The following is a 21271-nucleotide window of genomic DNA, read 5'->3' on the forward strand; positions in this document are numbered from 1 at the left end:
TGTACGGAAAGCCGGGAAGTCTAACGTCCAGCGCGGATAATTTACAGAGGCGCGACAGCTTATGACGACGAAGCGACAGATTATGTCGAGAGCGCGACGGTCAAAATCGAATCAGGACGTGCGCGCAGTCGCCGGAGCGGGCGCCTTGGCTGGTGCGGCGACCGGCGCCGGAACCTTGGCGGGTGCCGCAGGAGCCGCCGGCTGCGCCGCCGGGGCCTGGGGTGCCGGTACTTCAGTCGGCGCCACACGCTCCAGGCGCACGACCACGCGACGATTCTTGGCGCGGTTGGCGGCGTTGGTATTGGGTACCAGGGGATAACGCTCGCCGTGGAAGCGCAGGGTAATCTGCGATTCCTGGAAGCCATTGGCCTTGAAGAAATCCTGAACTGCCAGGGCGCGGCGGCGCGACAGCTCACGGTTGGTCAGGCGATTGCCGCTGTTGTCGGAGTGGCCGTCAAGCTCTACATGATTAACGCTTGGATCAGCCTTGATGAAGTCGAGCATTACCTGCAACTGTGCCTTGGCATGGGCATCGAGTTCGACTTCTTCGCCGGGGAAGCCGATCTGGGTCTGCTTCACCTGCTCGAAATTCTTTGGCAACAGTTTCGCCACGCAACCTTGATAGTCATTGAAAGCCTTGCTGAAACGCACCGGCAGCAGGCGCACTTCCGAGACCCGTCCGTCCTCGGTGTTGCGGCGCACCACGGGGCTGCGACCTTCCATCAGGCCACTGATCAACCGGCCGGCCTGGACCTGGGAGCTGTTGAACAGCACATCGCCGCTGCCGATCCTGACCGAACCCAGGTTGATATCGCCTCGCCCCGGTTGCCACGGCGCGGCGGCCGCCAGCAAGGTTGCCGAACCGCCGCCAAGCATCGGGTTGTAGGTCTTGAGGCGGAACGTGGCCTGCTCGCCCGCCCGACGCACGAACTCGCCGCTGCCGAAATCGGTGATCGGCTGGCTCAGCCGGCACTCGAACTTGTCGCCTTCGACCGTCCACTCAATGCTCTCCAGACGGGTCTGGAAAGTGAGCGCCATGGCGGGAAGGCTGGCAAACACACTGAGCAAGGCTAGATAACGCTGGCGCACGGGAGGCTCCACTGACTTTTATACAAAGATCGACGCATGCCTGGGGCATGACGCCTGTCCGGGGCACTGCACGGATTCGTGGCACACCTGTAGGAGCTATCGGTAAGTTGCGGCAGAACTTGATAGCGGGTGCCTGAATCGGTCTTTTCCGGTAGCATTCCCCAGAGTTTGACCCGCCTGGAAGCCCCCCAATGTCTGACCGCCTGACCCTGCTGCGTCCCGACGACTGGCATATTCATCTTCGCGATGGTGCTGTGTTGACCCATACCGTCGCCGATGTCGCGCGCACCTTCGGGCGCGCAATCATCATGCCGAACCTGGTTCCGCCCGTGCGCAACGCCGCCGAGGCCGACGGCTATCGCCAGCGCATCCTCGACGCACGCCCGGCTGGCAGCCGCTTCGAACCGCTGATGGTGCTGTACCTCACCGACCGCACCCAGCCCGAAGAGATTCGCGACGCCAAGGCCAGCGGCTTCGTCCACGCCGCCAAGCTGTACCCTGCCGGCGCGACCACCAACTCCGATTCCGGCGTCACCAGCATCGACAAGATCTTCCCGGCGCTGGAGGCCATGGCCGAAGTCGGCATGCCGTTGTTGATCCACGGTGAAGTCACCCGGGGCGACGTCGACGTGTTCGACCGCGAGAAAATCTTCATCGACGAGCACATGCGCCGCGTCGTGGAGCGCTTCCCGACCCTCAAGGTGGTGTTCGAACACATCACCACCGGCGATGCCGTGCAGTTCGTCAACGAGGCTCCGGCCAACGTTGGCGCGACCATTACTGCCCATCACCTGCTGTACAACCGCAACCACATGCTGGTGGGCGGGATCCGGCCGCACTTCTATTGCCTGCCGATCCTCAAGCGCAATACCCACCAGGAAGCCTTGCTCGACGCCGCCACCAGCGGCAGCACCAAGTTTTTCCTCGGCACCGACTCGGCGCCCCACGCCCGTCACGCCAAGGAAGCGGCCTGCGGTTGCGCCGGCTGCTACACCGCCTATGCCGCCATCGAGATGTATGCCGAGGCGTTCGAACAGCGCAATGCGCTGGACAAACTCGAAGGCTTCGCCAGCCTGCATGGCCCGCGTTTCTATGGCCTGCCGGTGAACACCGACAGTATTACCCTGGTCCGCGACGAATGGACCGCCCCCGCCAGCCTGCCTTTCGGCGAGCTGACTGTCATCCCGCTGCGCGCCGGTGAAAAACTGCGCTGGCGCCTGCTGGAGGAAAACGCGTGAGTGAAGATCATTTCGACGACGAACTGGACGGCAATGGTGGTTCGGGCGGCGCCCGTCATCCCATGGCAGCCCGCTTCCGGGGTTATCTGCCGGTCGTCGTCGATGTAGAAACCGGCGGTTTCAACTCCGCCACCGACGCCTTGCTGGAAATCGCCGCGACCACCATTGGCATGGACGAAAAAGGCTTCGTGTTCCCTGACCACACCTATTTCTTCCGTGTCGAACCGTTCGAAGGCGCCAACATCGAAGCGGCGGCCCTGGAGTTTACCGGGATCAAGCTCGATCACCCGCTGCGCATGGCGGTCAGCGAAGAAACGGCCCTGACCGACATCTTCCGTGGCGTGCGCAAGGCGCTGAAGGCCAACGGTTGCAAGCGAGCGATCCTGGTCGGCCACAACAGCAGCTTCGACCTGGGCTTCCTCAACGCCGCTGTCGCGCGCCTGGACATGAAGCGCAACCCGTTCCACCCGTTCTCCAGCTTCGACACCGCGACCCTGGCTGGCCTGGCATACGGCCAGACCGTCCTGGCCAAGGCGTGCCAGGCGGCCGACATCGATTTCGATGGCCGCGAGGCCCACTCGGCCCGCTACGACACCGAGAAGACGGCGGAGCTGTTCTGCGGCATCGTCAATCGCTGGAAGCAGATGGGTGGTTGGCAGGATTTCGACGACTGACATCGCCCCATAGCTCTGTGTTCAGCCGATAATTTGGCTTGAAACACCCATAAAAAAACCGGCCCTACCAAGGGCCGGTTTTTTTATGCCTAAAGCAATTACAGCTTGTCGCTGTGCTCGCCCAGGTAAGCGGCAACGCCTTCAGGCGAAGCGGTCATGCCCTTGTCGCCTTTTTTCCAGTTGGCCGGGCACACTTCGCCGTGCTCTTCGTGGAATTGCAGCGCGTCGACCAGACGGATCAGCTCTTCCATGTTACGGCCCAGCGGCAGGTCGTTGATGATCTGCGAACGGACAACACCTTTGTCGTCAATCAGGAACGCGCCACGGAAAGCCACGCCACCTTCGGACTCAACGTCGTAGGCCTTGGCGATTTCGTGCTTCATGTCGGCAGCCATGGTGTATTTCACCTGGCCGATACCGCCATTGTTGATCGGGGTGTTGCGCCAGGCGTTGTGGGTGAAGTGCGAGTCGATCGAAACGGCAACCACTTCAACGTTGCGGGCCTTGAAGTCGTCCATGCGGTGATCCAGTGCGATCAGTTCGGACGGGCAGACGAAGGTGAAGTCCAGCGGATAGAAGAACACCAGGCCGTATTTGCCTTTGATGGCCGAGGACAGGGTGAAGCTGTCGACGATTTCGCCGTTGCCGAGCACGGCTGGAACGGTAAAGTCTGGGGCTTGTTTGCCTACGAGTACGCTCATTGGATATCTCCTGATGTAATAGCGTGAAAACAAGGTCCGGGCCAGCCTGCCACCCTCAGGCGACAGCCCTGTGACACGAACCCGCTTGCAAGGGCCGACCATCATACACCGCGAATTTGGGCTGTCTTCAACGGTTTTTCGGCGGTATTGAAAAATCGCTGTAGCATTTCATGACACGTCACTGGCCGGGGTACAAACCGTTCGTCAGCCAGGCGTCGCTCTGGCAAAAGGTTTTCAGAAACCACTTTGACAATCATTCTCGTTAACATTAAGATCCGTCTCAATTGAGTCACAACCAGCGACGGTTCTAACTTATGTATGTATGCCTCTGCACTGGCGTCACCGACGGACAAATCCGCGAAGCGATCTACGAAGGTTGCTGCAGCTATCGCGAAGTCCGTCAGGCCACCGGCGTAGCCAGCCAATGCGGTAAATGTGCGTGCCTGGCCAAGGAAGTGGTTCGCGAAACCCTCGCCAAGGTGCAAACGGCACAGGCCTCGATCCCCTACCCGGTAGAATTTACCGCCGCGTAAAAAACAGTTTTCAAGGAACCGGACTCAATGTCCGGTTTTTTTATGCCTGTAAATCAATTGCTTAGCGTCCAGACGCGGAACACAAACATTCTTATTCCGATTAATTTTCATTTATTATTCAATAACTTAGGTTTGACACCCGTAAATGTGCGGCTCAAACTCTGCCCTATATACAGCTATTACAGGGCAGGTCTCATCATGAAAGGCGACATTACAGTCATCCAGCATCTCAACAAGATCCTCGGCAATGAGCTGGTCGCGATCAACCAGTACTTCCTGCATGCGCGCATGTACGAGGATTGGGGCCTGAACAAGCTGGGCAAGCACGAGTACCACGAATCCATCGACGAGATGAAACACGCGGACAAACTGATCAAGCGCATCCTGTTCCTCGAAGGCCTGCCGAACGTCCAGGATCTGGGCAAGTTGCACATCGGCGAACACACCCGGGAAATGCTGGAGTGCGACCTGCGTATCGAGCGCACCGGCCACGCCGACCTGAAGGCCGCCATCGCCCATTGCGAAAGCGTTGGCGATTTCGGTAGCCGTGAACTGCTGGAAGATATCCTCGAATCCGAGGAAGAGCACATCGACTGGCTGGAAACCCAGCTGGGCCTGATCGACAAAGTCGGTCTTGAGAATTACCTGCAATCGCAGATGGGTGAAGAGTAAGCTTCCCCGCTAGCCAGGCATTAAAAAGCCCCGCCCTCTTTCGAGAGGCGGGGCTTTTTATTGCCTGGATTCCAGGCCTACCCAAAACCACTGTGGGAGCGAGCCTGCTCGCGATAGCGGTGGTTCAGGTAAAAAACTGCTGACTGACATACCGCTATCGCGAGCAGGCTCGCTCCCACAAGGTTTCGTGTTCATCACAACCGGTGTGGTGAACCGACTTCCATGGATCAGGCTTCGGTCTTGTTCGCCGCCGCTTTTTCTACCGCTTCCTTGATCGTGGCTTGCAACGAGCCATCAGCGGCCATCTCGGTCATGATGTCGCTACCGCCGATCAGCTCACCGCCAACCCACAGTTGTGGGAAGGTTGGCCAGTTGGCGTACTTGGGCAGGTTGGCGCGGATTTCCGGGTTCTGCAGGATGTCCACGTAGGCAAACTTCTCGCCACACGCCATCACAGCCTGAGCGGCCTTGGCCGAGAAACCGCACTGTGGCGCGTTCGGCGAGCCTTTCATGTAAAGCAGGATGGTGTTGTTGGCAATCTGGTCTTTAATCGTTTCGATGATATCCATGGAGCACCTCGGCTTAAAACTTTGCGACGTAAGTTGTCGACACGGTGACGCATTGTAACGGAAAGCCGAACGTGCTCCAGAGACAATTTTACGCAGCCGCCACCTTCACCGGTACACCGTTGAGCGCCGCGTTGCCGGACAACTCATCGAGCTGGCAATCATCAGTCAGGTCATTGGCGCTGGAGCCTGGCTGTGCGCTGGCAATGGTCATCTGCACGCCCGGCCGGGCATGGCCCCAGCCGTGAGGCAGGCTGACCACACCTTTCATCATGTCCAGGCTGCCCAGCACCTCGACTTCGATGGCCCCCACTCGCGAACTGACCGTCACGCGCTGCCCGTCGGCAAGGCCGCGAGAGGCGAGGTCATCCGGGTGCATCAGCAATTGATGACGCGGCTTGCCCTTCACCAGTCGATGGAAGTTATGCATCCAGGAGTTGTTGCTGCGCACATGGCGGCGGCCAATCATCAGCAACTCATCCGGTTCTGGCGCCTGCAACGCGGCAAAGCGTGCAAGGTCGGCGAGAATCACCGCCGGCGCGGCCTGCACCCGCTGGTTTTCGGTTTTCAAGCGCGGGGCCAGGTTAGGCTTGAGTGCGCCAAGATCGATGCCATGGGGATGGTCGAACAGGGTCGCCAGGGACAACTTGTGCGGCGAGGCGTCGCCATACGCCCCGTTGCGCAGGCCAAAATCGATCATCTGCGCCGGCGGCATGGTCGGCTTGAGCTCCTTGCCGGTCCGGGCAGCAAAGGCCTTGGCCAGGCCGACAAAGATTTCCCAGTCGTGCAGCGCCCCCTCGGGCTTGGGCAGGATGGCCCGGTTGAAACGGGTCACGTTGCGCACCGCGAACAGGTTGAACGTGGTGTCGTAATGATCGTTTTCCAGGGCCGAGGTCGAGGGCAGGATCAGATCGGCGTAGCGCGTGGTTTCGTTGACGTACAAATCGACGCTGACCATGAACTCCAACCCGTCCAGGGCCTGCTCCAGTTGCCGCCCGTTGGGGGTGGACAGCACCGGGTTGCCGGCCACAGTGACCAACGCACGGATCTGGCCCTCGCCCTCGGTGAGCATTTCCTCGGCCAGGGCCGATACCGGCAACTCCCCCGCATATTCGGGGCGCCCGGACACCCGGCTCTGCCAACGATTGAAATGCCCGCCCGAAGTGGTGGCCACCAGATCCACCGCCGGCTCGGTGCACAGCGCCCCGCCCACCCGATCGAGATTGCCGGTGACCAGGTTGATCACCTGGATCAACCAATGGCACAACGTACCGAACGCTTGGGTCGAAACCCCCATCCGCCCGTAACACACCGCTGACGGCGCGGCGGCGAAGTCCCGCGCCAACTGGCGGATCTGCGCTGCCGGCACCGCACAGAGCGGGCTCATCGCTTCAGCCGTAAAAGTAGCGACAGCCTCACGCACCTCGTCCAGACCATCCACAGGCAAATGGCTGTCACGGGTCAGGCCTTCGCTGAACAATGTATTGAGCAAGCCAAACAGCAGCGCGGCATCGCCGCCAGGGCGGACGAAGACATGCTGGTTGGCAATGGCCGCCGTTTCGCTGCGGCGCGGATCGACCACCACCACTTTGCCGCCACGGGCCTGGATCGCCTTGAGGCGCTTTTCCACGTCCGGCACGGTCATGATGCTGCCGTTTGAGGCCAGCGGATTGCCGCCCAGGATCAACATGAAGTCCGTGTGATCGATGTCCGGAATCGGTAGCAACAGGCCATGGCCGTACATCAGGTGACTGGTCAGGTGATGGGGCAGTTGATCCACCGAGGTCGCCGAGAAACGGCTGCGGGTTTTCAACAGGCCCAGGAAATAGTTGCTGTGGGTCATCAACCCATAGTTATGCACACTGGGGTTGCCCTGATAGACCGCCACCGCGTTCTGGCCGTGGCGCGCCTGGATATCCGCCAGACGTTCGGCCACCAACGCGAAGGCATCGTCCCAGGCGATGGGGTGCCATTCATTGCCGATGCGCTGCATGGGCTGGCGCAGCCGATCCGGATCGTTCTGGATATCTTGCAGGGCCACGGCCTTGGGACAGATGTGACCCCGGCTGAAGGTGTCCAGCGCATCGCCCTTGATCGAAGTGATCGCCAGGCCCTGGCCGTCGGTCTCGGTGGTTTCGAGGGTCAAGCCACAGATGGCTTCACACAGATGGCACGCACGGTGGTGGAGAGTCTTGGTCATGGCCAGTCTCTGTTTTATTCGTGGCGGGCGCTTTCGGCCGCGGGAACAAAACTATGGCGCGTGATTCCCGGCAGCGCCAGCGACGTTCGTCCTGTGAATTGCCGGGCATCAGGCCAACCGATGACATGGCGTCAAGGCTGGTCGGGAGGCGGCGCCAGCAGTTGGATTTCTTCGACGGTTTCCACCTGCTCCTGGGCGATGGGCACACCTGTCAGCTCGCCGATCAGCCGCCAATGCTCGTCGAGCCCGTTACTGATAGTGGCCATGCGATCGATCATTCGACGACCCGCGGCCTTGGTCACCTCATCGTCGCTGCGCAGCAATTCGAATGACATCGAGGTCACCGAAGCCGTCAGGTGCGTCAGCGAGCGTGCAGTCAGCCCCAGCAATTCCATCAATTGTTGCTCTTTCGAATCCATTTCGGGCTCCTGTGCCGCTGTGGTTCATTTATAACCCAGGCCTTTGCATTAGGAAATGTTTCACAACCAGCGGCAGACAGGCGAAAGATGGGATGCCACGGCGCAAACCGCCCCTCATCCATGGCGCGCCCGCCGTGCTTGATTGCCAAGCCGAGCAACGCCAGTGTACAAATGGGTCGCTGCTGTCAGGAAACCGGCCACAAATTCGCCATCGCAGTCTTGCGATGGCCTCGCTGAAATCCCCAAAAACCGTAGCCCTATTGGTAAGACGCGACATTTAATTATAAGATCGCGCCTTCCCCTATTTCGTCGCCCCGTGCGGCTTTTGCCGCAGGTCTCGCCCGTTTTTTGAATAAACAAGGCTTTGAGCATCTGCGGTCAGTTACAAAAAGGTAGTCAATCATGAGCGCAAGGCACTTTCTCTCCCTGATGGATTTCACGCCCGATGAGTTGCTCGGTGTGATCCGTCGAGGCGTGGAGCTCAAGGACCTGCGTAACCGCGGCGTACTGTTCGAGCCCTTGAAAAACCGTGTGTTGGGGATGATCTTCGAGAAATCATCGACCCGCACGCGCATCTCTTTCGAAGCCGGCATGATCCAACTGGGCGGCCAGGCGATCTTCCTGTCGCCGCGCGACACCCAGCTGGGCCGTGGCGAACCCATCAGCGATTGCGCCATCGTCATGTCGAGCATGTTGGACGCGATGATGATCCGTACCTTTGCCCACAGCACCCTGACCGAGTTCGCGGCCCACTCCCGCGTACCCGTCATCAATGGCCTGTCCGATGACCTGCACCCCTGCCAGTTACTGGCCGACATGCAGACCTTCCTCGAACACCGTGGCTCGATCCAGGGCAAGACCGTGGCCTGGATCGGCGACGGCAACAACATGTGCAACAGCTATATAGAAGCGGCGCTTCAATTCGACTTCCAGCTGCGCATTGCCTGCCCTGAAGGTTATGACCCCAATGCCGAGCTGCTCGCCAAGGCCGCGGACCGGGTGTCCATCGTCCGCGATCCGAAACAGGCCGTGGCCGGCGCGCATCTGGTAAGCACCGACGTCTGGACCTCCATGGGCCAGGAAGAGGAAACCGCCAAGCGCCTCAAGCTGTTCGCACCACTCCAGGTCAACCGGGCATTGCTCGACCTGGCGGATGCCGACGTGTTGTTCATGCACTGCCTGCCAGCCCACCGTGGCGAGGAAATCAGCGTCGACCTGCTGGATGATCCACGCTCGGTGGCATGGGACCAGGCAGAGAATCGCCTCCATGCGCAAAAGGCCCTGCTCGAGTTCCTGGTCGAGCCGGCGTATCACCACGCATGAGCCACCCCCTGCTGCTGAACTTGCACAACCTGGCCTGCGGTTATCAAGACCAACGGGTGGTCCAGAACCTCAACTTGCACCTCAATACCGGTGATATCGGTTGCCTGCTCGGTTCGTCCGGGTGCGGCAAGACCACGACGTTGCGCGCCATCGCCGGCTTCGAACCGGTGCACGAGGGTGAAATCCAACTGGCCGGGGAAACCATTTCCCGCGCCGGCTTCACCCTCGCCCCGGAGAAACGCCGCATCGGCATGGTGTTCCAGGACTACGCCCTGTTTCCCCACCTGAGCGTGGCCGAGAACATCGCCTTTGGCATTCGCAAACATCCGGACAAGGATCGTGTCGTCGAAGAATTGCTGGAACTGGTCAACCTCAAGCACCTGGGCAAGCGTTTTCCCCATGAACTTTCCGGTGGCCAGCAACAGCGCGTGGCCCTGGCCCGCGCGCTGGCACCAGCACCACAGCTGCTGTTGCTCGATGAACCGTTTTCCAATCTCGATGGCGAGCTGCGCCGCAAGCTCAGCCATGAAGTGCGGGACATTCTCAAGGCCCGCGGCACCAGCGCGATCCTGGTCACCCACGACCAGGAAGAAGCCTTCGCCGTGAGTGACCATGTCGGAGTGTTCAAGGAAGGTCGACTGGAGCAGTGGGACACGCCCTACAACCTGTATCACGAACCACTGACACCGTTCGTCGCCAGTTTCATTGGCCAGGGCTACTTCATTCGCGGCCGACTCGAGAGCCCGGAATCGGTGCAGACCGAGCTGGGCATCCTGCGTGGCAACCGTGCCTATACCTGGCCCATCGGCGGTGCGGTGGATGTGTTGCTGCGCCCGGACGATATCGTCTACGCACCGGACAGCCCGCTCACCGCCAAAATCGTCGGCAAGACTTTCCTGGGTGCGTCAACCTTGTATCGCCTGCAATTACCGACAGGCGCGCAATTGGAATCGATCTTCCCCAGCCATGCCGACCATCAGGTCGAGGCCAGTGTGGGCATCCGCGTCGCGGCTGAACACCTGGTGTTGTTCCAGGCCTCGGGCAGCACGGCGGCGCATCTACCACCGGTGGAAAGCGGCGTGCGGCGTCACAGCACCTCCAGCTAAAACCTGAAGAAATGCAAAATTCTGTGTGAGCGAGCCTGCTCGCGATGACGTAGGCACATTCAGCATCGATGCAAGCTGAGCCGCCGCCATCGCGAGCAGGCTCGCTCCCACATTCGATCTCATTGGCTGGAGTGCAGAGTCAACCCAGCATCAACGTTCCACTGGCCACCAACGTCGCATTCCCGCCAATCTTCACCCGCTCACCTTCCAGCCGGCAAAACAAAGCCCCACCCCTGGCCGAGCACTGATAAGCCGTCAGCCCGTGCTTACCCAAACGCTTGGACCAGTATGGAATCAGGCTGCAGTGGGTCGAACCCGTCACCGGGTCTTCGTTGATGCCAATCGCCGGGGCAAAGTAGCGCGAGACAAAATCATGCTTGCTCCCCGGCGCAGTCACGATAGCCCCGGGCCAAGGCAGTTTTGCCAAGGCCACCATGTCCGGCTTGCAATCGAGCACCGCTTGCTCCGATTCCAGCACCACGAACAGTTCGTTGGAACTCAGCACATCCACCGCTTCGACGCCCAAGGCACTCTGCACGGCCAGGGAGGCGCCCAATTCGGCAGGCACGATGGCCGGAAAATCCAGCCACAGCCGATCACCCTCACGCGTCACGCTCAACGAACCGGACCGGCAGATGAAATCCAGGCGCTCGACCGTTTCGTGATAGACCTCGAACAGCACATAAGCGCTGGCCAACGTGGCGTGCCCACACAGCGGCACTTCGGTGGTGGGCGTGAACCAACGAATATGCCAATGCTGGCCTTCACGCACCAGAAACGCGGTTTCAGCCAGGTTGTGTTCGGCGGCGATCTTCTGCATCAAGTCGTCGGCCAGCCAGCCGTCGAGCCGATAGACCATCGCCGGGTTACCGCCGAACGGCCGATCACTGAACGCATCGACCTGATGAAACGCAAGCTGCATGGCACTTCTCCTTTTTTATGCGCCAGCATGCGACGCAGCGGCACGGCTTATCCAGTGACAGATCAGCAGAATTTTCACCCTACAGCCTGGGGATAGAAGATCTGACGCCAAGCTTAGCCTTTCACACCCTTGTGGCGAGGGCACTTGTTTGCGCCTGGCTGCGCAGCAGGCACCGACTCTATTCAAGCACGCCCGATATCAGCGAATGCCGCCCCGGTGTGCTCCTTCAATACCGAAGGCGCCAACTCGACTTCCAACCCGCGCCTCCCCGCACTGACAAACATAGTGGCGAGCGGCTGTGCGGAGCTGTCGATAAAAGTGCGCAGGCGCTTCTTCTGCCCCAGCGGACTGATACCGCCGAGCAGATAACCGGTCGAACGCTGCGCGGCGGCCGGGTCGGCCATTTCGACTTTCTTCACCCCGGCGGCATGGGCCAGGCCTTTCAAATCCAGGGTCCCGGCCACTGGCACCACCGCCACCAGCAATTCACCTTTTTCGCTTGCCGCCAACAACGTCTTGAACACTTGCGCCGGATCCAGGCCGAGCTTTTCCGCCGCTTCCAAGCCGTACGACGCGGCCTTGGGATCGTGCTCATAACTGTGGATGCGATGTTCGGCGCGCACTTTCTTAAGCAAATCCAACGCGGGTGTCATGACCGCTCCTGACAAGGAAATCAAAAAAGAGTGGCCGGATTCTAAGCCATCGCCCACGAAAAGGCTTGGCACACCGCGACCGTCACGGTGACACGCCGCTGGCGGGTAAGTCATTCACGCCGCGAATAGTTGAAATGTGACCGATGGTTCACTTTCGACCTTTGACACCAGCGTTTCTTGTCTATATTTTTTCGAAACTGAAAGTAATATCGCAGGTCTCAAGCAGCAACCCGAGATCAGGATGGGGATCCTGCCTCGGCGCGGAATGCGCAATCGAGCTTTGTCGAAGGCGCAGCAAAACAACAAAAAACCGAGGTTTGAATGACAATTGCTTTACAACAGCCGTCCCTGTCCAGCCAATGCCTGGCCGAATTCCTGGGCACTGCCCTGCTGATCTTTTTCGGCACCGGCTGCGTCGCAGCGCTCAAGGTCGCGGGTGCGAGTTTCGGCCTGTGGGAAATCAGCATCATCTGGGGCGTCGGCGTCAGCATGGCGATCTATCTGAGCGCCGGCATTTCCGGCGCCCATCTCAACCCCGCGGTCAGCATTGCCCTGTGCATTTTCACTGACTTCGAGAAGCGCAAACTGCCTCTCTACATGGTTTCCCAAGTGGCCGGCGCTTTTTGCGGCGCCCTTTTGGTCTACACGCTGTACAGCAATCTATTCTTCGATTTCGAACAGTCCCGCCACATGATTCGCGGCACCGAAGCGAGCCTCGAACTGGCCTCGGTGTTTTCCACCTACCCGCACGCAGCGCTGTCCACCGGCCAAGCCTTTCTCGTGGAAGTGATCATCACGACCATCCTGATGGGGGTAATCATGTCCCTGACCGATGACAACAATGGCCTGCCCCGTGGCCCATTGGCGCCGCTGCTGATCGGCCTGCTGATCGCGGTGATCGGCAGCTCCATGGGACCACTGACAGGCTTTGCGATGAACCCGGCGCGGGACTTCGGTCCTAAACTGATGACTTTCTTCGCCGGCTGGGGTGAAATTTCCCTCACGGGTGGACGCGACATCCCGTATTTCCTGGTTCCGATTTTTGCACCGATCGTGGGTGCGTGCCTCGGTGCCGCGGCCTATCGCGGCTTGATTGCCCGCCACCTGCCCAGCGCCATAACTGCTACAAAGGATGCAACACCTTCCATTGACGGTAAGCCCAGAACGTCCTGAATACAGTGGGCGCATGCTCCTGCCCTTCAAGCGTGCGCCATGGTCTCTCCCTTTTTTTACGTCCCAAGGCAATCGACATGACCGACATACAGAACAAGAACTACATCATTGCCCTCGACCAGGGTACGACCAGCTCGCGCGCGATCATTTTCGACCGTGACGCCAACGTGGTCTGCACCGCCCAGCGCGAATTCGCCCAGCATTATCCGCAGGCCGGCTGGGTCGAACACGACCCGATGGAAATCTTCGCTACCCAGAGCGCGGTCATGGTCGAAGCCCTGGCCCAGGCTGGCCTGCACCATGACCAGGTGGCCGCCATCGGTATCACCAACCAGCGCGAGACGACGGTCGTCTGGGACAAGACCACCGGCCGGCCGATCTACAACGCCATCGTCTGGCAATGCCGCCGCAGTACCGAAATCTGCCAACAGCTCAAGCGCGACGGCCACGAGCAATACATCAGCGAAACCACCGGCCTGGTCACCGACCCATACTTCTCCGGCACCAAGCTCAAATGGATCCTGGACAACGTCGAAGGCAGCCGCGAGCGTGCGCGCAACGGAGAACTGCTGTTCGGCACCGTCGACAGCTGGCTGATCTGGAAATTCACCGGCGGCAAGGTCCACGTCACCGACTACACCAACGCCTCGCGCACCATGCTCTTCAACATTCACTCACTGGAGTGGGACGCGAAGATGCTCGACATCCTCGACATCCCCCGCGAAATGCTCCCGGAAGTGAAATCGTCCTCGGAGATTTACGGCCGCACCAAAAGCGGCATCGCTATTGGCGGCATCGCTGGTGACCAGCAGGCCGCTCTTTTCGGCCAGATGTGCGTGGAGCCGGGCCAAGCGAAAAACACCTACGGCACCGGCTGCTTCCTGCTGATGAACACCGGCGAAAAAGCCGTCAAATCCAATCACGGCATGCTCACCACCATCGCCTGCGGCCCGCGCGGCGAAGTGGCCTATGCCTTGGAAGGCGCGGTATTCAATGGCGGCTCCACGGTCCAATGGCTGCGCGATGAACTGAAGATCATCAACGACGCGCTGGATACCGAATACTTTGCCAACAAGGTCAAGGACAGCAACGGCGTGTACCTGGTGCCCGCCTTCACCGGCCTCGGCGCGCCGTATTGGGACCCTTATGCCCGCGGCGCGTTGTTTGGCCTGACCCGCGGCGTACGGGTCGATCACATCATTCGCGCGGCACTGGAGTCGATTGCCTACCAGACCCGCGACGTACTCGACGCCATGCAGCAGGATTCGGGTGAACGCCTCAGGGCCCTGCGCGTCGACGGCGGCGCGGTGGCGAACAACTTCCTGATGCAATTCCAGGCCGACATCCTGGGCACCCAGGTCGAGCGGCCGAAAATGCGTGAAACCACGGCCTTGGGTGCTGCCTACCTGGCCGGCCTGGCATGTGGCTTCTGGGGCAGCCTGGAAGAACTGCGCGGCAAAGCGGTGATCGAGCGCGAATTCGAACCGCAACTGGACGAACAGGCGAAGGAAAAACTCTACGCCGGCTGGCAGAAGGCGGTCAGTCGCACCCGTGATTGGGAGCCCCATGAAGACGCTGAATAAAACCCGATGAGGTTCTGAAACTGGTCGGGAGTGGATTCCTGCGGCATCATGGGCAAATTTTGTACGGCAGCCCAAAGGAAGCCCCATGAATCTGCCTCCCCGCCAGCAGCAAATTCTCGAACTGGTCCGCGAACGCGGCTATGTCAGCATCGAGGAAATGGCGCAGCTATTCGTCGTTACCCCGCAAACCATCCGCCGTGATATCAACCAACTGGCGGAAGTGAACCTGCTGCGCCGCTACCACGGCGGCGCCGCCTACGACTCAAGCGTGGAAAACACCGCCTACGCCATGCGCGCCGATCAGATGCGCGATGAAAAGCAACGCATCGCCGAAGCCATCGCCGCCCAGATCCCCGATCATGCCTCGCTGTTCATCAACATCGGTACCACCACCGAATCCATCGCCCGTGCGCTGCTTAATCACAACCATCTGAAAGTCATCACCAATAACCTGCACGTGGCTTCGATCCTCAGTGCCAAGGACGACTTCGAAGTCCTGATCGCCGGCGGCAACGTACGGCGTGACGGCGGCGTGGTGGGCCAGGCCAGCGTCGACTTCATCAACCAGTTCAAGGTCGACTTCGCCCTGGTGGGCATCAGCGGGATCGATGAAGACGGCAGCCTGCTGGACTTCGACTATCAGGAAGTACGAGTCTCCCAAGCCATCATCGCCAACGCCCGGCAAGTTATATTGGCCGCGGACTCCAGCAAATTCGGGCGTAACGCCATGGTCCGCTTGGGCCCCATCAGCCTGATCGATTGCTTGGTGACCGACCAGCAACCGGTGCCGGCTTTGGCGCAATTGCTGAGCCAACACAAGATTCGGCTGGAGGTGGTCTGACGACCTCCTCAATACCCTGTGGCAAGGGTGCTGTGGGAGCATGGCTTGCCCGCGATGAAGGCGACACAGTTTCTACATAGAACGAGGCGCCTGTTTCGCGAGGAAGCTTTTTTCCACAAATCCCTCTCGCCACAAAAGCGTGCCCAGGCACCTTCCCCCTTCCTTCCATGTTCGAAAATTTTCCTTTCAGCTTCTCTTGATCAGTATTTTCAATCGAAGTTGACTGGCTGTTGCCGTCTTTATGGGCTAGTATTTTCGCAAATGAACATTTATGTTCGAATTCAAATATTACGAAAAGAGCCCGAGGCCAGCCGATGCCCACTTCTACCTTGCCTACGCCCCCTCTCGCCGAGATCTACGACATCGCCGTCATTGGCGGTGGTATCAACGGCGTGGGGATTGCCGCGGACGCTGCCGGTCGCGGTCTTTCGGTGTTCCTTTGCGAAAAGGACGACCTGGCCAGCCACACCTCATCGGCCAGCAGCAAGCTGATCCACGGCGGTCTGCGCTACCTCGAACATTATGAATTTCGCCTGGTGCGTGAAGCGCTGGCCGAGCGCGAAGTGCTGCTGGCCAAGGCTCCGCATATCGTCAAGCAAATGCGCTTCGTGCTGCCTCACCGTCCGCACCTGCGTCCGGCGTGGATGATTCGCGCAGGCCTGTTTCTCTACGATCACCTGGGCAAACGCGAACAGCTCGCTGGCTCCAAGAGTTTGAAATTCGGTGCCGACAGTGCGCTGAAAAGTGAGATCACCAAAGGTTTCGAATACTCCGACTGCTGGGTCGACGACGCGCGGCTGGTGGTGCTCAACGCCATGGCCGCCCGGGAAAAAGGTGCGCATGTCCACACCCGCACCCGCTGCGTGAACGCCCGCCGCAGCAAAGGCCTGTGGCACTTGCACCTGGAGCGCGCCGACGGCAGCCTGTTTTCGATCCGCGCCAAGGCACTGGTCAACGCCGCCGGCCCGTGGGTCGCCAAGTTCATTCGCGATGACCTGAAGCTGGAATCGCCCTACGGCATCCGCCTGATCCAGGGCAGCCACCTGATCGTGCCGAAACTCTACGAAGGCGAGCATGCGCATATTCTTCAAAACGAAGACCAGCGCATCGTATTCACCATTCCGTACCTGAACCAGTTCACCTTGATCGGCACGACTGATCGCGAATACACCGGTGACCCGGCCAAAGTGGCGATCACCGAAGGCGAAACCGATTACCTGCTGAAGGTGGTCAACGCCCACTTCAAGAAACAGATCAGCCGCGACGATATCCTGCACAGCTATTCCGGCGTGCGTCCGCTGTGCAACGACGAATCCGACAACCCATCGGCCGTGACCCGGGACTACACCCTGGCACTGTCGGGTGGCGGTGAAGAGGCCCCCTTGTTGTCGGTATTCGGTGGCAAGCTGACCACCTACCGCAAACTGGCCGAATCGGCGATGGCGCAACTGAGCCCCTATTTCACGCAAATGCGTCCGAGCTGGACCGCCGTGGAAGCCCTCCCCGGCGGCGAAAACATGACCACCCCGCAGGCACTGTGCTCGGCGATCCGCGACAAGTTCGACTGGTTGCCAACCGAGATTGCCCGCCGCTGGGCCACCACCTACGGTAGCCGCACCTGGCGCATGCTCGAAGGCGTGCACAACCTGGGCGACCTGGGCGAACACATCGGCGCCGGCCTCTATACCCGCGAAGTCGATTATCTGTGCAGCGACGAGTGGGCCGTCGATGCCCAGGACATCCTGTGGCGCCGCAGCAAACTGGGCTTGTTCACCACCTCGGTCGAGCAGGAAAAGCTGCAACAGTATCTGGACAAGGTCGAGCACAACCGTCGCAAGATCGAAGCGGCCTGAACAATAGACCGCGATACCAAAAGCCCCTGAATCCTGCGATTCAGGGGCTTTTTGCTCTCTGGCATACATCACTTATCCCTTGTGGGAGCGAGCCTGCTCGCGATAGCGGTATGTCAGCCCCTTAGATGTAGATGCTAATGCCTCATCGCGAGCAGGCTCGCTCCCACAGTGGTTTGATGTTGGGTGCCAGAGCCATTCGGTTTTCCGAACACGACCCGTCAGTCAGTTCGGCTAACCGGATGAAGCAGCCCGCATGAAACCTGAAACAAAACATTAATTACCAAATAAAACAACAAGTTAAAAAGACCGTCCTGGCCTGGCACGAGTCATGCTCTACACTCCTGGAGACGAATGCCTGTTCGCCAACACAACAGGAGCTACCAGGCACTTCGAAGTACTCAGGGCCGACGAACCGGCCGAAATAAAAAAAACAATGTCGAGGAAACATCGATGCGTATCGTTCCCCATCTCCTGGGCGCAGCCATTGCTGCCGCTCTGATCAGCACTCCGGTTTTCGCAGCCGAACTGACCGGCACACTGAAAAAGATCAAAGAGTCCGGCGTTATCACGCTTGGCCATCGCGACGCTTCCATTCCGTTCTCCTACATCGCAGACGCTTCCGGCAAGCCTGTCGGCTACTCCCACGACATCCAGCTCAAAGTCGTCGAAGCGATCAAGAAAGACCTGGACCTGCCCAACCTGCAGGTCAAGTACAACCTGGTCACCTCGCAAACCCGTATCCCGCTGGTGCAAAACGGCACCGTGGACCTGGAATGCGGCTCCACCACCAACAACGTCGAGCGTCAGCAGCAGGTTGACTTCTCCGTTGGCATCTTCGAGATCGGCACCAAGCTGCTGTCCAAGAAAGATTCCAAGTACAAGGATTTCGACGACCTCAAGGGCAAGAACGTCGTAACCACCGCCGGCACCACGTCCGAGCGCCTGCTCAAGGCGATGAACGCCGACAAGCAGATGGGCATGAACGTCATCTCCGCCAAGGACCATGGCGAATCCTTCCAGATGCTGGAATCGGGCCGTGCCGTCGCGTTCATGATGGACGACGCCCTGCTGGCTGGCGAAGCCGCCAAGGCCAAGAAAGCCGATGACTGGGCCGTGACCGGTACGCCACAGTCCTACGAAATCTACGGCTGCATGATGCGCAAGGGCGACGAGCCGTTCAAAAAAGCTGTCGATGACGCCATCAAGGCGACCTACGCTTCGGGCGAGATCAACAAGATCTACGAGAAGTGGTTCATGCAACCTATCCCGCCAAAAGGCCTGAACCTGAACTTCCCGATGAGCGAAGAGCTCAAGAAATTGATCGCCAACCCGACCGACAAAGCGGCTGACGACAAGAAGTCCTGATTTCTGACTAACCTTATCTCCTGAAGGGGCCCGGCCCTTTCAGGGGATGGTCACTCCCTGCTGGCAAATCTGGAAACACTCGAACCGGTGGCTGTCGAGCCGATCGCGTGTGCCTGGCCTCCAAGCCGGGCGGGAACGGAGTTTCCCCAGGCGGGCACTTGTACATCGAACGATCTGAGGGGAGACCCTAATGAATTACAACTGGGACTGGGGCGTGTTCTTCAAGTCCACCGGCGTGGGCAGCGAGACCTATCTCGACTGGTACGTGGCCGGCCTGGGCTGGACCATCGCCATCGCCGTCGTGGCCTGGATCATTGCCCTGCTGCTGGGCTCGATTCTGGGTGTGATGCGTACCGTGCCGAACCGGCTGGTGTCGGGTATCGCCACGTGCTACGTGGAGCTTTTCCGTAACGTGCCGCTGTTGGTTCAGCTGTTCATCTGGTACTTCCTGGTGCCGGACCTGCTGCCCGCCGATATGCAGGAGTGGTACAAACAGGACCTGAACCCGACCACCTCGGCCTACCTGAGCGTCGTCGTGTGCCTGGGCCTGTTCACCGCCGCCCGGGTCTGCGAACAGGTGCGTACCGGCATCCAGGCGCTGCCGCGCGGCCAGGAATCCGCCGCCCGCGCCATGGGCTTCAAGCTGCCGCAGATCTACTGGAACGTGCTGCTGCCCCAGGCCTACCGGATCATCATTCCGCCGCTTACCTCGGAATTCCTCAACGTCTTCAAGAACTCCTCCGTGGCCTCGCTGATCGGCCTCATGGAACTGCTCGCGCAGACCAAGCAGACCGCCGAGTTCTCCGCCAACCTGTTCGAAGCCTTTACCCTGGCGACGCTGATCTATTTCACCTTGAACATGAGCCTGATGCTGCTCATGCGCATGGTCGAGAAGAAAGTCGCGGTGCCCGGCCTGATCTCCGTGGGGGGTAAATAATGGAATTCGACTTCACTGGCATCATCCCGGCCATTCCCGGTTTGTGGAACGGCATGGTGATGACCCTCAAGCTGATGGCCCTGGGCGTCGTCGGCGGGATCATTCTGGGGACGATCCTGGCGTTGATGCGCCTGTCCCACAACAAGCTGGTCTCCAATATCGCGGGCGCCTACGTCAACTATTTCCGCTCGATTCCGCTGCTGCTGGTCATCACCTGGTTCTACCTGGCGGTGCCGTTCGTGCTGCGCTGGATCACCGGCGAAGACACGCCCATCGGCGCGTTCGGCTCCTGCGTCGTGGCATTCATGATGTTCGAGGCGGCGTACTTCTGCGAAATCGTCCGGGCCGGCGTGCAGTCGATCCCCAAGGGCCAGATGGGTGCCGCCCAGGCGCTGGGGATGAATTACGGCCAGACCATGCGCCTGATCATCCTGCCCCAGGCGTTTCGCAAGATGACCCCGCTGCTGCTGCAACAGAGCATCATCCTGTTTCAGGACACCTCGCTGGTCTACACGGTCGGCCTGGTGGACTTCCTCAATGCTTCGCGGGCCAATGGCGACATCATCGGCCGCTCCAATGAGTTCCTGATCATCGCAGGTCTCGTGTACTTCACAATCAGCTTTGCCGCCTCGCTGCTGGTCAAGCGTCTGCAAAAAAGGTTCGCCGTATGATCTCTATCAAGAACATCAACAAGTGGTATGGGGACTTCCAGGTACTGACCAATTGCAGCACCGAGGTCAGCAAGGGTGAGGTTGTGGTGGTGTGCGGGCCATCGGGCTCGGGCAAATCCACGCTGATCAAATGCGTGAACGCCCTGGAACCGTTCCAGAAAGGCGACATCGTGGTCGATGGCACGTCCATCGCCGACCCGAAGACCAACCTGCCGAAACTGCGTTCGCGGGTGGGCATGGTGTTCCAGCATTTCGAACTGTTCCCGCACCTGACCATCACCGAAAACCTGACCATCGCGCAGATCAAGGTGTTGGGGCGCAGCAAGGAAGAAGCCACCAAGAAAGGCCTGCAACTGCTTGAGCGAGTCGGTCTCTCGGCCCACGCCCACAAGCACCCGGGCCAACTCTCCGGCGGCCAGCAACAGCGCGTGGCGATTGCCCGTGCGCTGGCGATGGACCCGGTGGTGATGCTGTTCGACGAACCGACCTCGGCCCTTGACCCGGAAATGGTCAACGAAGTGCTCGACGTGATGGTGCAACTGGCTCACGAAGGCATGACCATGATGTGCGTGACCCACGAAATGGGCTTCGCCCGCAAAGTGGCGAACCGGGTGATCTTCATGGACCAGGGCCAGATCATCGAAGACTGCAAGAAAGAAGAGTTCTTCGGCGACATCAGCGCCCGCTCCGAACGCGCGCAGCATTTCCTTGAGAAAATCCTGCAGCACTAAAAGCACGTTTGCGCAAAACCC

The 21271-nt window shown here is 59.8% G+C and carries 21 protein-coding genes; 14 read left to right on the forward strand and 7 right to left on the reverse strand.

All coding sequences use genetic code 11. The features are described from left to right. Positions 1 to 111 precede the first annotated feature (111 nt). The gene (locus PBDP_RS23055; RefSeq protein WP_109753846.1) at positions 112 to 1089 is read right to left on the reverse strand and encodes a flagellar protein MotY; all 978 of its coding nucleotides are present in this window, start codon (positions 1087 to 1089) and stop codon (positions 112 to 114) included. 191 nt (positions 1090 to 1280) lie between these two features. On the opposite strand from PBDP_RS23055, the gene pyrC reads away from it, so the two are divergent. Next, positions 1281 to 2327 (forward strand): dihydroorotase, encoded by a 1047-nt coding sequence (gene pyrC / locus PBDP_RS23060; RefSeq protein WP_109753845.1) that lies wholly within the window; start codon positions 1281 to 1283, stop codon positions 2325 to 2327. Continuing rightward, the gene (gene rnt / locus PBDP_RS23065; RefSeq protein WP_109753844.1) at positions 2324 to 3001 is read left to right on the forward strand and encodes a ribonuclease T; all 678 of its coding nucleotides are present in this window, start codon (positions 2324 to 2326) and stop codon (positions 2999 to 3001) included. The genes pyrC and rnt overlap by 4 nt, the downstream gene beginning before the upstream one ends. A gap of 98 nt (positions 3002 to 3099) precedes the next feature. On the opposite strand, the gene PBDP_RS23070 is transcribed toward rnt, so the two are convergent. Next, positions 3100 to 3702 (reverse strand): peroxiredoxin, encoded by a 603-nt coding sequence (locus tag PBDP_RS23070; RefSeq protein ID WP_003204949.1) that lies wholly within the window; start codon positions 3700 to 3702, stop codon positions 3100 to 3102. A 314-nt stretch (positions 3703 to 4016) separates the two neighbouring features. On the opposite strand from PBDP_RS23070, the gene PBDP_RS23075 reads away from it, so the two are divergent. Both PBDP_RS23075 and bfr read left to right on the forward strand, forming a co-directional pair. Beyond that, entirely contained in the window at positions 4017 to 4235 is a 219-nt protein-coding gene (locus tag PBDP_RS23075) for a bacterioferritin-associated ferredoxin (RefSeq protein ID WP_003178704.1), read from the forward strand. Positions 4236 to 4433: 198 nt separating this feature from the next. After that, on the forward strand, positions 4434 to 4907 hold the full coding sequence (bfr, locus tag PBDP_RS23080; protein WP_109753843.1) for a bacterioferritin: 474 nt from the start codon (positions 4434 to 4436) through the stop codon (positions 4905 to 4907). A 227-nt stretch (positions 4908 to 5134) separates the two neighbouring features. Here bfr and grxD read toward each other — a convergent pair whose 3' ends face one another. The 3 genes from grxD to plzR form a co-directional block, all read right to left on the reverse strand. After that, the gene (gene grxD, locus PBDP_RS23085; RefSeq protein ID WP_003204956.1) at positions 5135 to 5476 is read right to left on the reverse strand and encodes a Grx4 family monothiol glutaredoxin; all 342 of its coding nucleotides are present in this window, start codon (positions 5474 to 5476) and stop codon (positions 5135 to 5137) included. An 88-nt stretch (positions 5477 to 5564) separates the two neighbouring features. Beyond that, positions 5565 to 7673 carry a molybdopterin oxidoreductase family protein gene (locus PBDP_RS23090; protein ID WP_116833312.1) on the reverse strand — a complete coding sequence of 703 codons (2109 nt, stop codon included), beginning with the start codon at positions 7671 to 7673 and terminating at the stop codon, positions 5565 to 5567. A gap of 131 nt (positions 7674 to 7804) precedes the next feature. Beyond that, positions 7805 to 8092: a PlzR type 4 pili assembly inhibitor gene (plzR, locus tag PBDP_RS23095; RefSeq protein ID WP_014339882.1), complete on the reverse strand. Its 288-nt coding sequence runs from the start codon at positions 8090 to 8092 to the stop codon at positions 7805 to 7807. A gap of 402 nt (positions 8093 to 8494) precedes the next feature. Here plzR and argF point away from each other — a divergent pair, with 402 nt between their 5' ends. Both argF and PBDP_RS23105 read left to right on the forward strand, forming a co-directional pair. After that, positions 8495 to 9415, forward strand: coding sequence for an ornithine carbamoyltransferase (gene argF / locus PBDP_RS23100; protein ID WP_116833313.1), 921 nt, complete (start codon positions 8495 to 8497; stop codon positions 9413 to 9415). Further along, positions 9412 to 10521 (forward strand): ABC transporter ATP-binding protein, encoded by a 1110-nt coding sequence (locus PBDP_RS23105; protein WP_212801373.1) that lies wholly within the window; start codon positions 9412 to 9414, stop codon positions 10519 to 10521. Before argF ends, PBDP_RS23105 begins: the two co-directional genes overlap by 4 nt. A 139-nt stretch (positions 10522 to 10660) precedes the next feature. Here the strand turns inward: PBDP_RS23105 and PBDP_RS23110 are convergent, their stop codons facing one another. Beyond that, on the reverse strand, positions 10661 to 11443 hold the full coding sequence (locus PBDP_RS23110) for a PhzF family phenazine biosynthesis protein (protein WP_109753839.1): 783 nt from the start codon (positions 11441 to 11443) through the stop codon (positions 10661 to 10663). Positions 11444 to 11625: 182 nt separating this feature from the next. Next, positions 11626 to 12096: a Cys-tRNA(Pro) deacylase gene (gene ybaK / locus PBDP_RS23115; protein WP_109753838.1), complete on the reverse strand. Its 471-nt coding sequence runs from the start codon at positions 12094 to 12096 to the stop codon at positions 11626 to 11628. Positions 12097 to 12417: 321 nt separating this feature from the next. On the opposite strand from ybaK, the gene PBDP_RS23120 reads away from it, so the two are divergent. The 8 genes from PBDP_RS23120 to PBDP_RS23155 all read left to right on the forward strand — a co-directional run bounded on the left by PBDP_RS23120 (position 12418) and on the right by PBDP_RS23155 (position 21250). Further along, positions 12418 to 13269, forward strand: a complete 852-nt coding sequence (locus PBDP_RS23120) for an MIP/aquaporin family protein (RefSeq protein WP_212801374.1) — start codon at positions 12418 to 12420, stop codon at positions 13267 to 13269. A gap of 77 nt (positions 13270 to 13346) precedes the next feature. Continuing rightward, entirely contained in the window at positions 13347 to 14852 is a 1506-nt protein-coding gene (gene glpK / locus PBDP_RS23125) for a glycerol kinase GlpK (protein WP_109753836.1), read from the forward strand. 85 nt (positions 14853 to 14937) lie between these two features. Beyond that, the gene (locus PBDP_RS23130) at positions 14938 to 15693 is read left to right on the forward strand and encodes a DeoR/GlpR family transcriptional regulator (RefSeq protein ID WP_109753835.1); all 756 of its coding nucleotides are present in this window, start codon (positions 14938 to 14940) and stop codon (positions 15691 to 15693) included. A 314-nt stretch (positions 15694 to 16007) separates the two neighbouring features. After that, on the forward strand, positions 16008 to 17546 hold the full coding sequence (gene glpD / locus PBDP_RS23135) for a glycerol-3-phosphate dehydrogenase (protein WP_163857028.1): 1539 nt from the start codon (positions 16008 to 16010) through the stop codon (positions 17544 to 17546). 450 nt (positions 17547 to 17996) lie between these two features. Further along, on the forward strand, positions 17997 to 18911 hold the full coding sequence (locus tag PBDP_RS23140) for a glutamate/aspartate ABC transporter substrate-binding protein (protein ID WP_109753833.1): 915 nt from the start codon (positions 17997 to 17999) through the stop codon (positions 18909 to 18911). 190 nt (positions 18912 to 19101) lie between these two features. Beyond that, on the forward strand, positions 19102 to 19848 hold the full coding sequence (locus tag PBDP_RS23145) for an amino acid ABC transporter permease (RefSeq protein ID WP_018614191.1): 747 nt from the start codon (positions 19102 to 19104) through the stop codon (positions 19846 to 19848). Continuing rightward, complete coding sequence (locus PBDP_RS23150; RefSeq protein ID WP_109753832.1) at positions 19848 to 20519, forward strand: amino acid ABC transporter permease; 672 nt, start codon at positions 19848 to 19850, stop codon at positions 20517 to 20519. Before PBDP_RS23145 ends, PBDP_RS23150 begins: the two co-directional genes overlap by 1 nt. Then, entirely contained in the window at positions 20516 to 21250 is a 735-nt protein-coding gene (locus PBDP_RS23155; protein WP_003204983.1) for an amino acid ABC transporter ATP-binding protein, read from the forward strand. Before PBDP_RS23150 ends, PBDP_RS23155 begins: the two co-directional genes overlap by 4 nt. Positions 21251 to 21271: the final 21 nt, after the last annotated feature.

Origin of the sequence: Pseudomonas sp. St290, assembly GCF_018325805.1 — a bacterium.
Classification (GTDB): domain Bacteria; phylum Pseudomonadota; class Gammaproteobacteria; order Pseudomonadales; family Pseudomonadaceae; genus Aquipseudomonas; species Aquipseudomonas bijieensis.

Bases quoted from the DNA above. Each gene is read 5' to 3' on its own strand.
- PBDP_RS23155 (WP_003204983.1), top strand. From the start codon at position 20,516: ATGATCTCTATCAAGAACATCAACAAGTGGTATGGGGACTTCCAGGTA.
- PBDP_RS23150 (WP_109753832.1), top strand. From the start codon at position 19,848: ATGGAATTCGACTTCACTGGCATCATCCCGGCCATTCCCGGTTTGTGG.
- PBDP_RS23105 (WP_212801373.1), top strand. From the start codon at position 9,412: ATGAGCCACCCCCTGCTGCTGAACTTGCACAACCTGGCCTGCGGTTAT.
- grxD (WP_003204956.1), bottom strand. From the start codon at position 5,476: ATGGATATCATCGAAACGATTAAAGACCAGATTGCCAACAACACCATC.
- ybaK (WP_109753838.1), bottom strand. From the start codon at position 12,096: ATGACACCCGCGTTGGATTTGCTTAAGAAAGTGCGCGCCGAACATCGC.
- PBDP_RS23110 (WP_109753839.1), bottom strand. From the start codon at position 11,443: ATGCAGCTTGCGTTTCATCAGGTCGATGCGTTCAGTGATCGGCCGTTC.
- pyrC (WP_109753845.1), top strand. From the start codon at position 1,281: ATGTCTGACCGCCTGACCCTGCTGCGTCCCGACGACTGGCATATTCAT.
- plzR (WP_014339882.1), bottom strand. From the start codon at position 8,092: ATGGATTCGAAAGAGCAACAATTGATGGAATTGCTGGGGCTGACTGCA.
- bfr (WP_109753843.1), top strand. From the start codon at position 4,434: ATGAAAGGCGACATTACAGTCATCCAGCATCTCAACAAGATCCTCGGC.
- glpK (WP_109753836.1), top strand. From the start codon at position 13,347: ATGACCGACATACAGAACAAGAACTACATCATTGCCCTCGACCAGGGT.
- PBDP_RS23130 (WP_109753835.1), top strand. From the start codon at position 14,938: ATGAATCTGCCTCCCCGCCAGCAGCAAATTCTCGAACTGGTCCGCGAA.
- PBDP_RS23120 (WP_212801374.1), top strand. From the start codon at position 12,418: ATGACAATTGCTTTACAACAGCCGTCCCTGTCCAGCCAATGCCTGGCC.
- PBDP_RS23070 (WP_003204949.1), bottom strand. From the start codon at position 3,702: ATGAGCGTACTCGTAGGCAAACAAGCCCCAGACTTTACCGTTCCAGCC.
- PBDP_RS23145 (WP_018614191.1), top strand. From the start codon at position 19,102: ATGAATTACAACTGGGACTGGGGCGTGTTCTTCAAGTCCACCGGCGTG.
- PBDP_RS23140 (WP_109753833.1), top strand. From the start codon at position 17,997: ATGCGTATCGTTCCCCATCTCCTGGGCGCAGCCATTGCTGCCGCTCTG.
- argF (WP_116833313.1), top strand. From the start codon at position 8,495: ATGAGCGCAAGGCACTTTCTCTCCCTGATGGATTTCACGCCCGATGAG.
- glpD (WP_163857028.1), top strand. From the start codon at position 16,008: ATGCCCACTTCTACCTTGCCTACGCCCCCTCTCGCCGAGATCTACGAC.
- PBDP_RS23075 (WP_003178704.1), top strand. From the start codon at position 4,017: ATGTATGTATGCCTCTGCACTGGCGTCACCGACGGACAAATCCGCGAA.
- PBDP_RS23090 (WP_116833312.1), bottom strand. From the start codon at position 7,673: ATGACCAAGACTCTCCACCACCGTGCGTGCCATCTGTGTGAAGCCATC.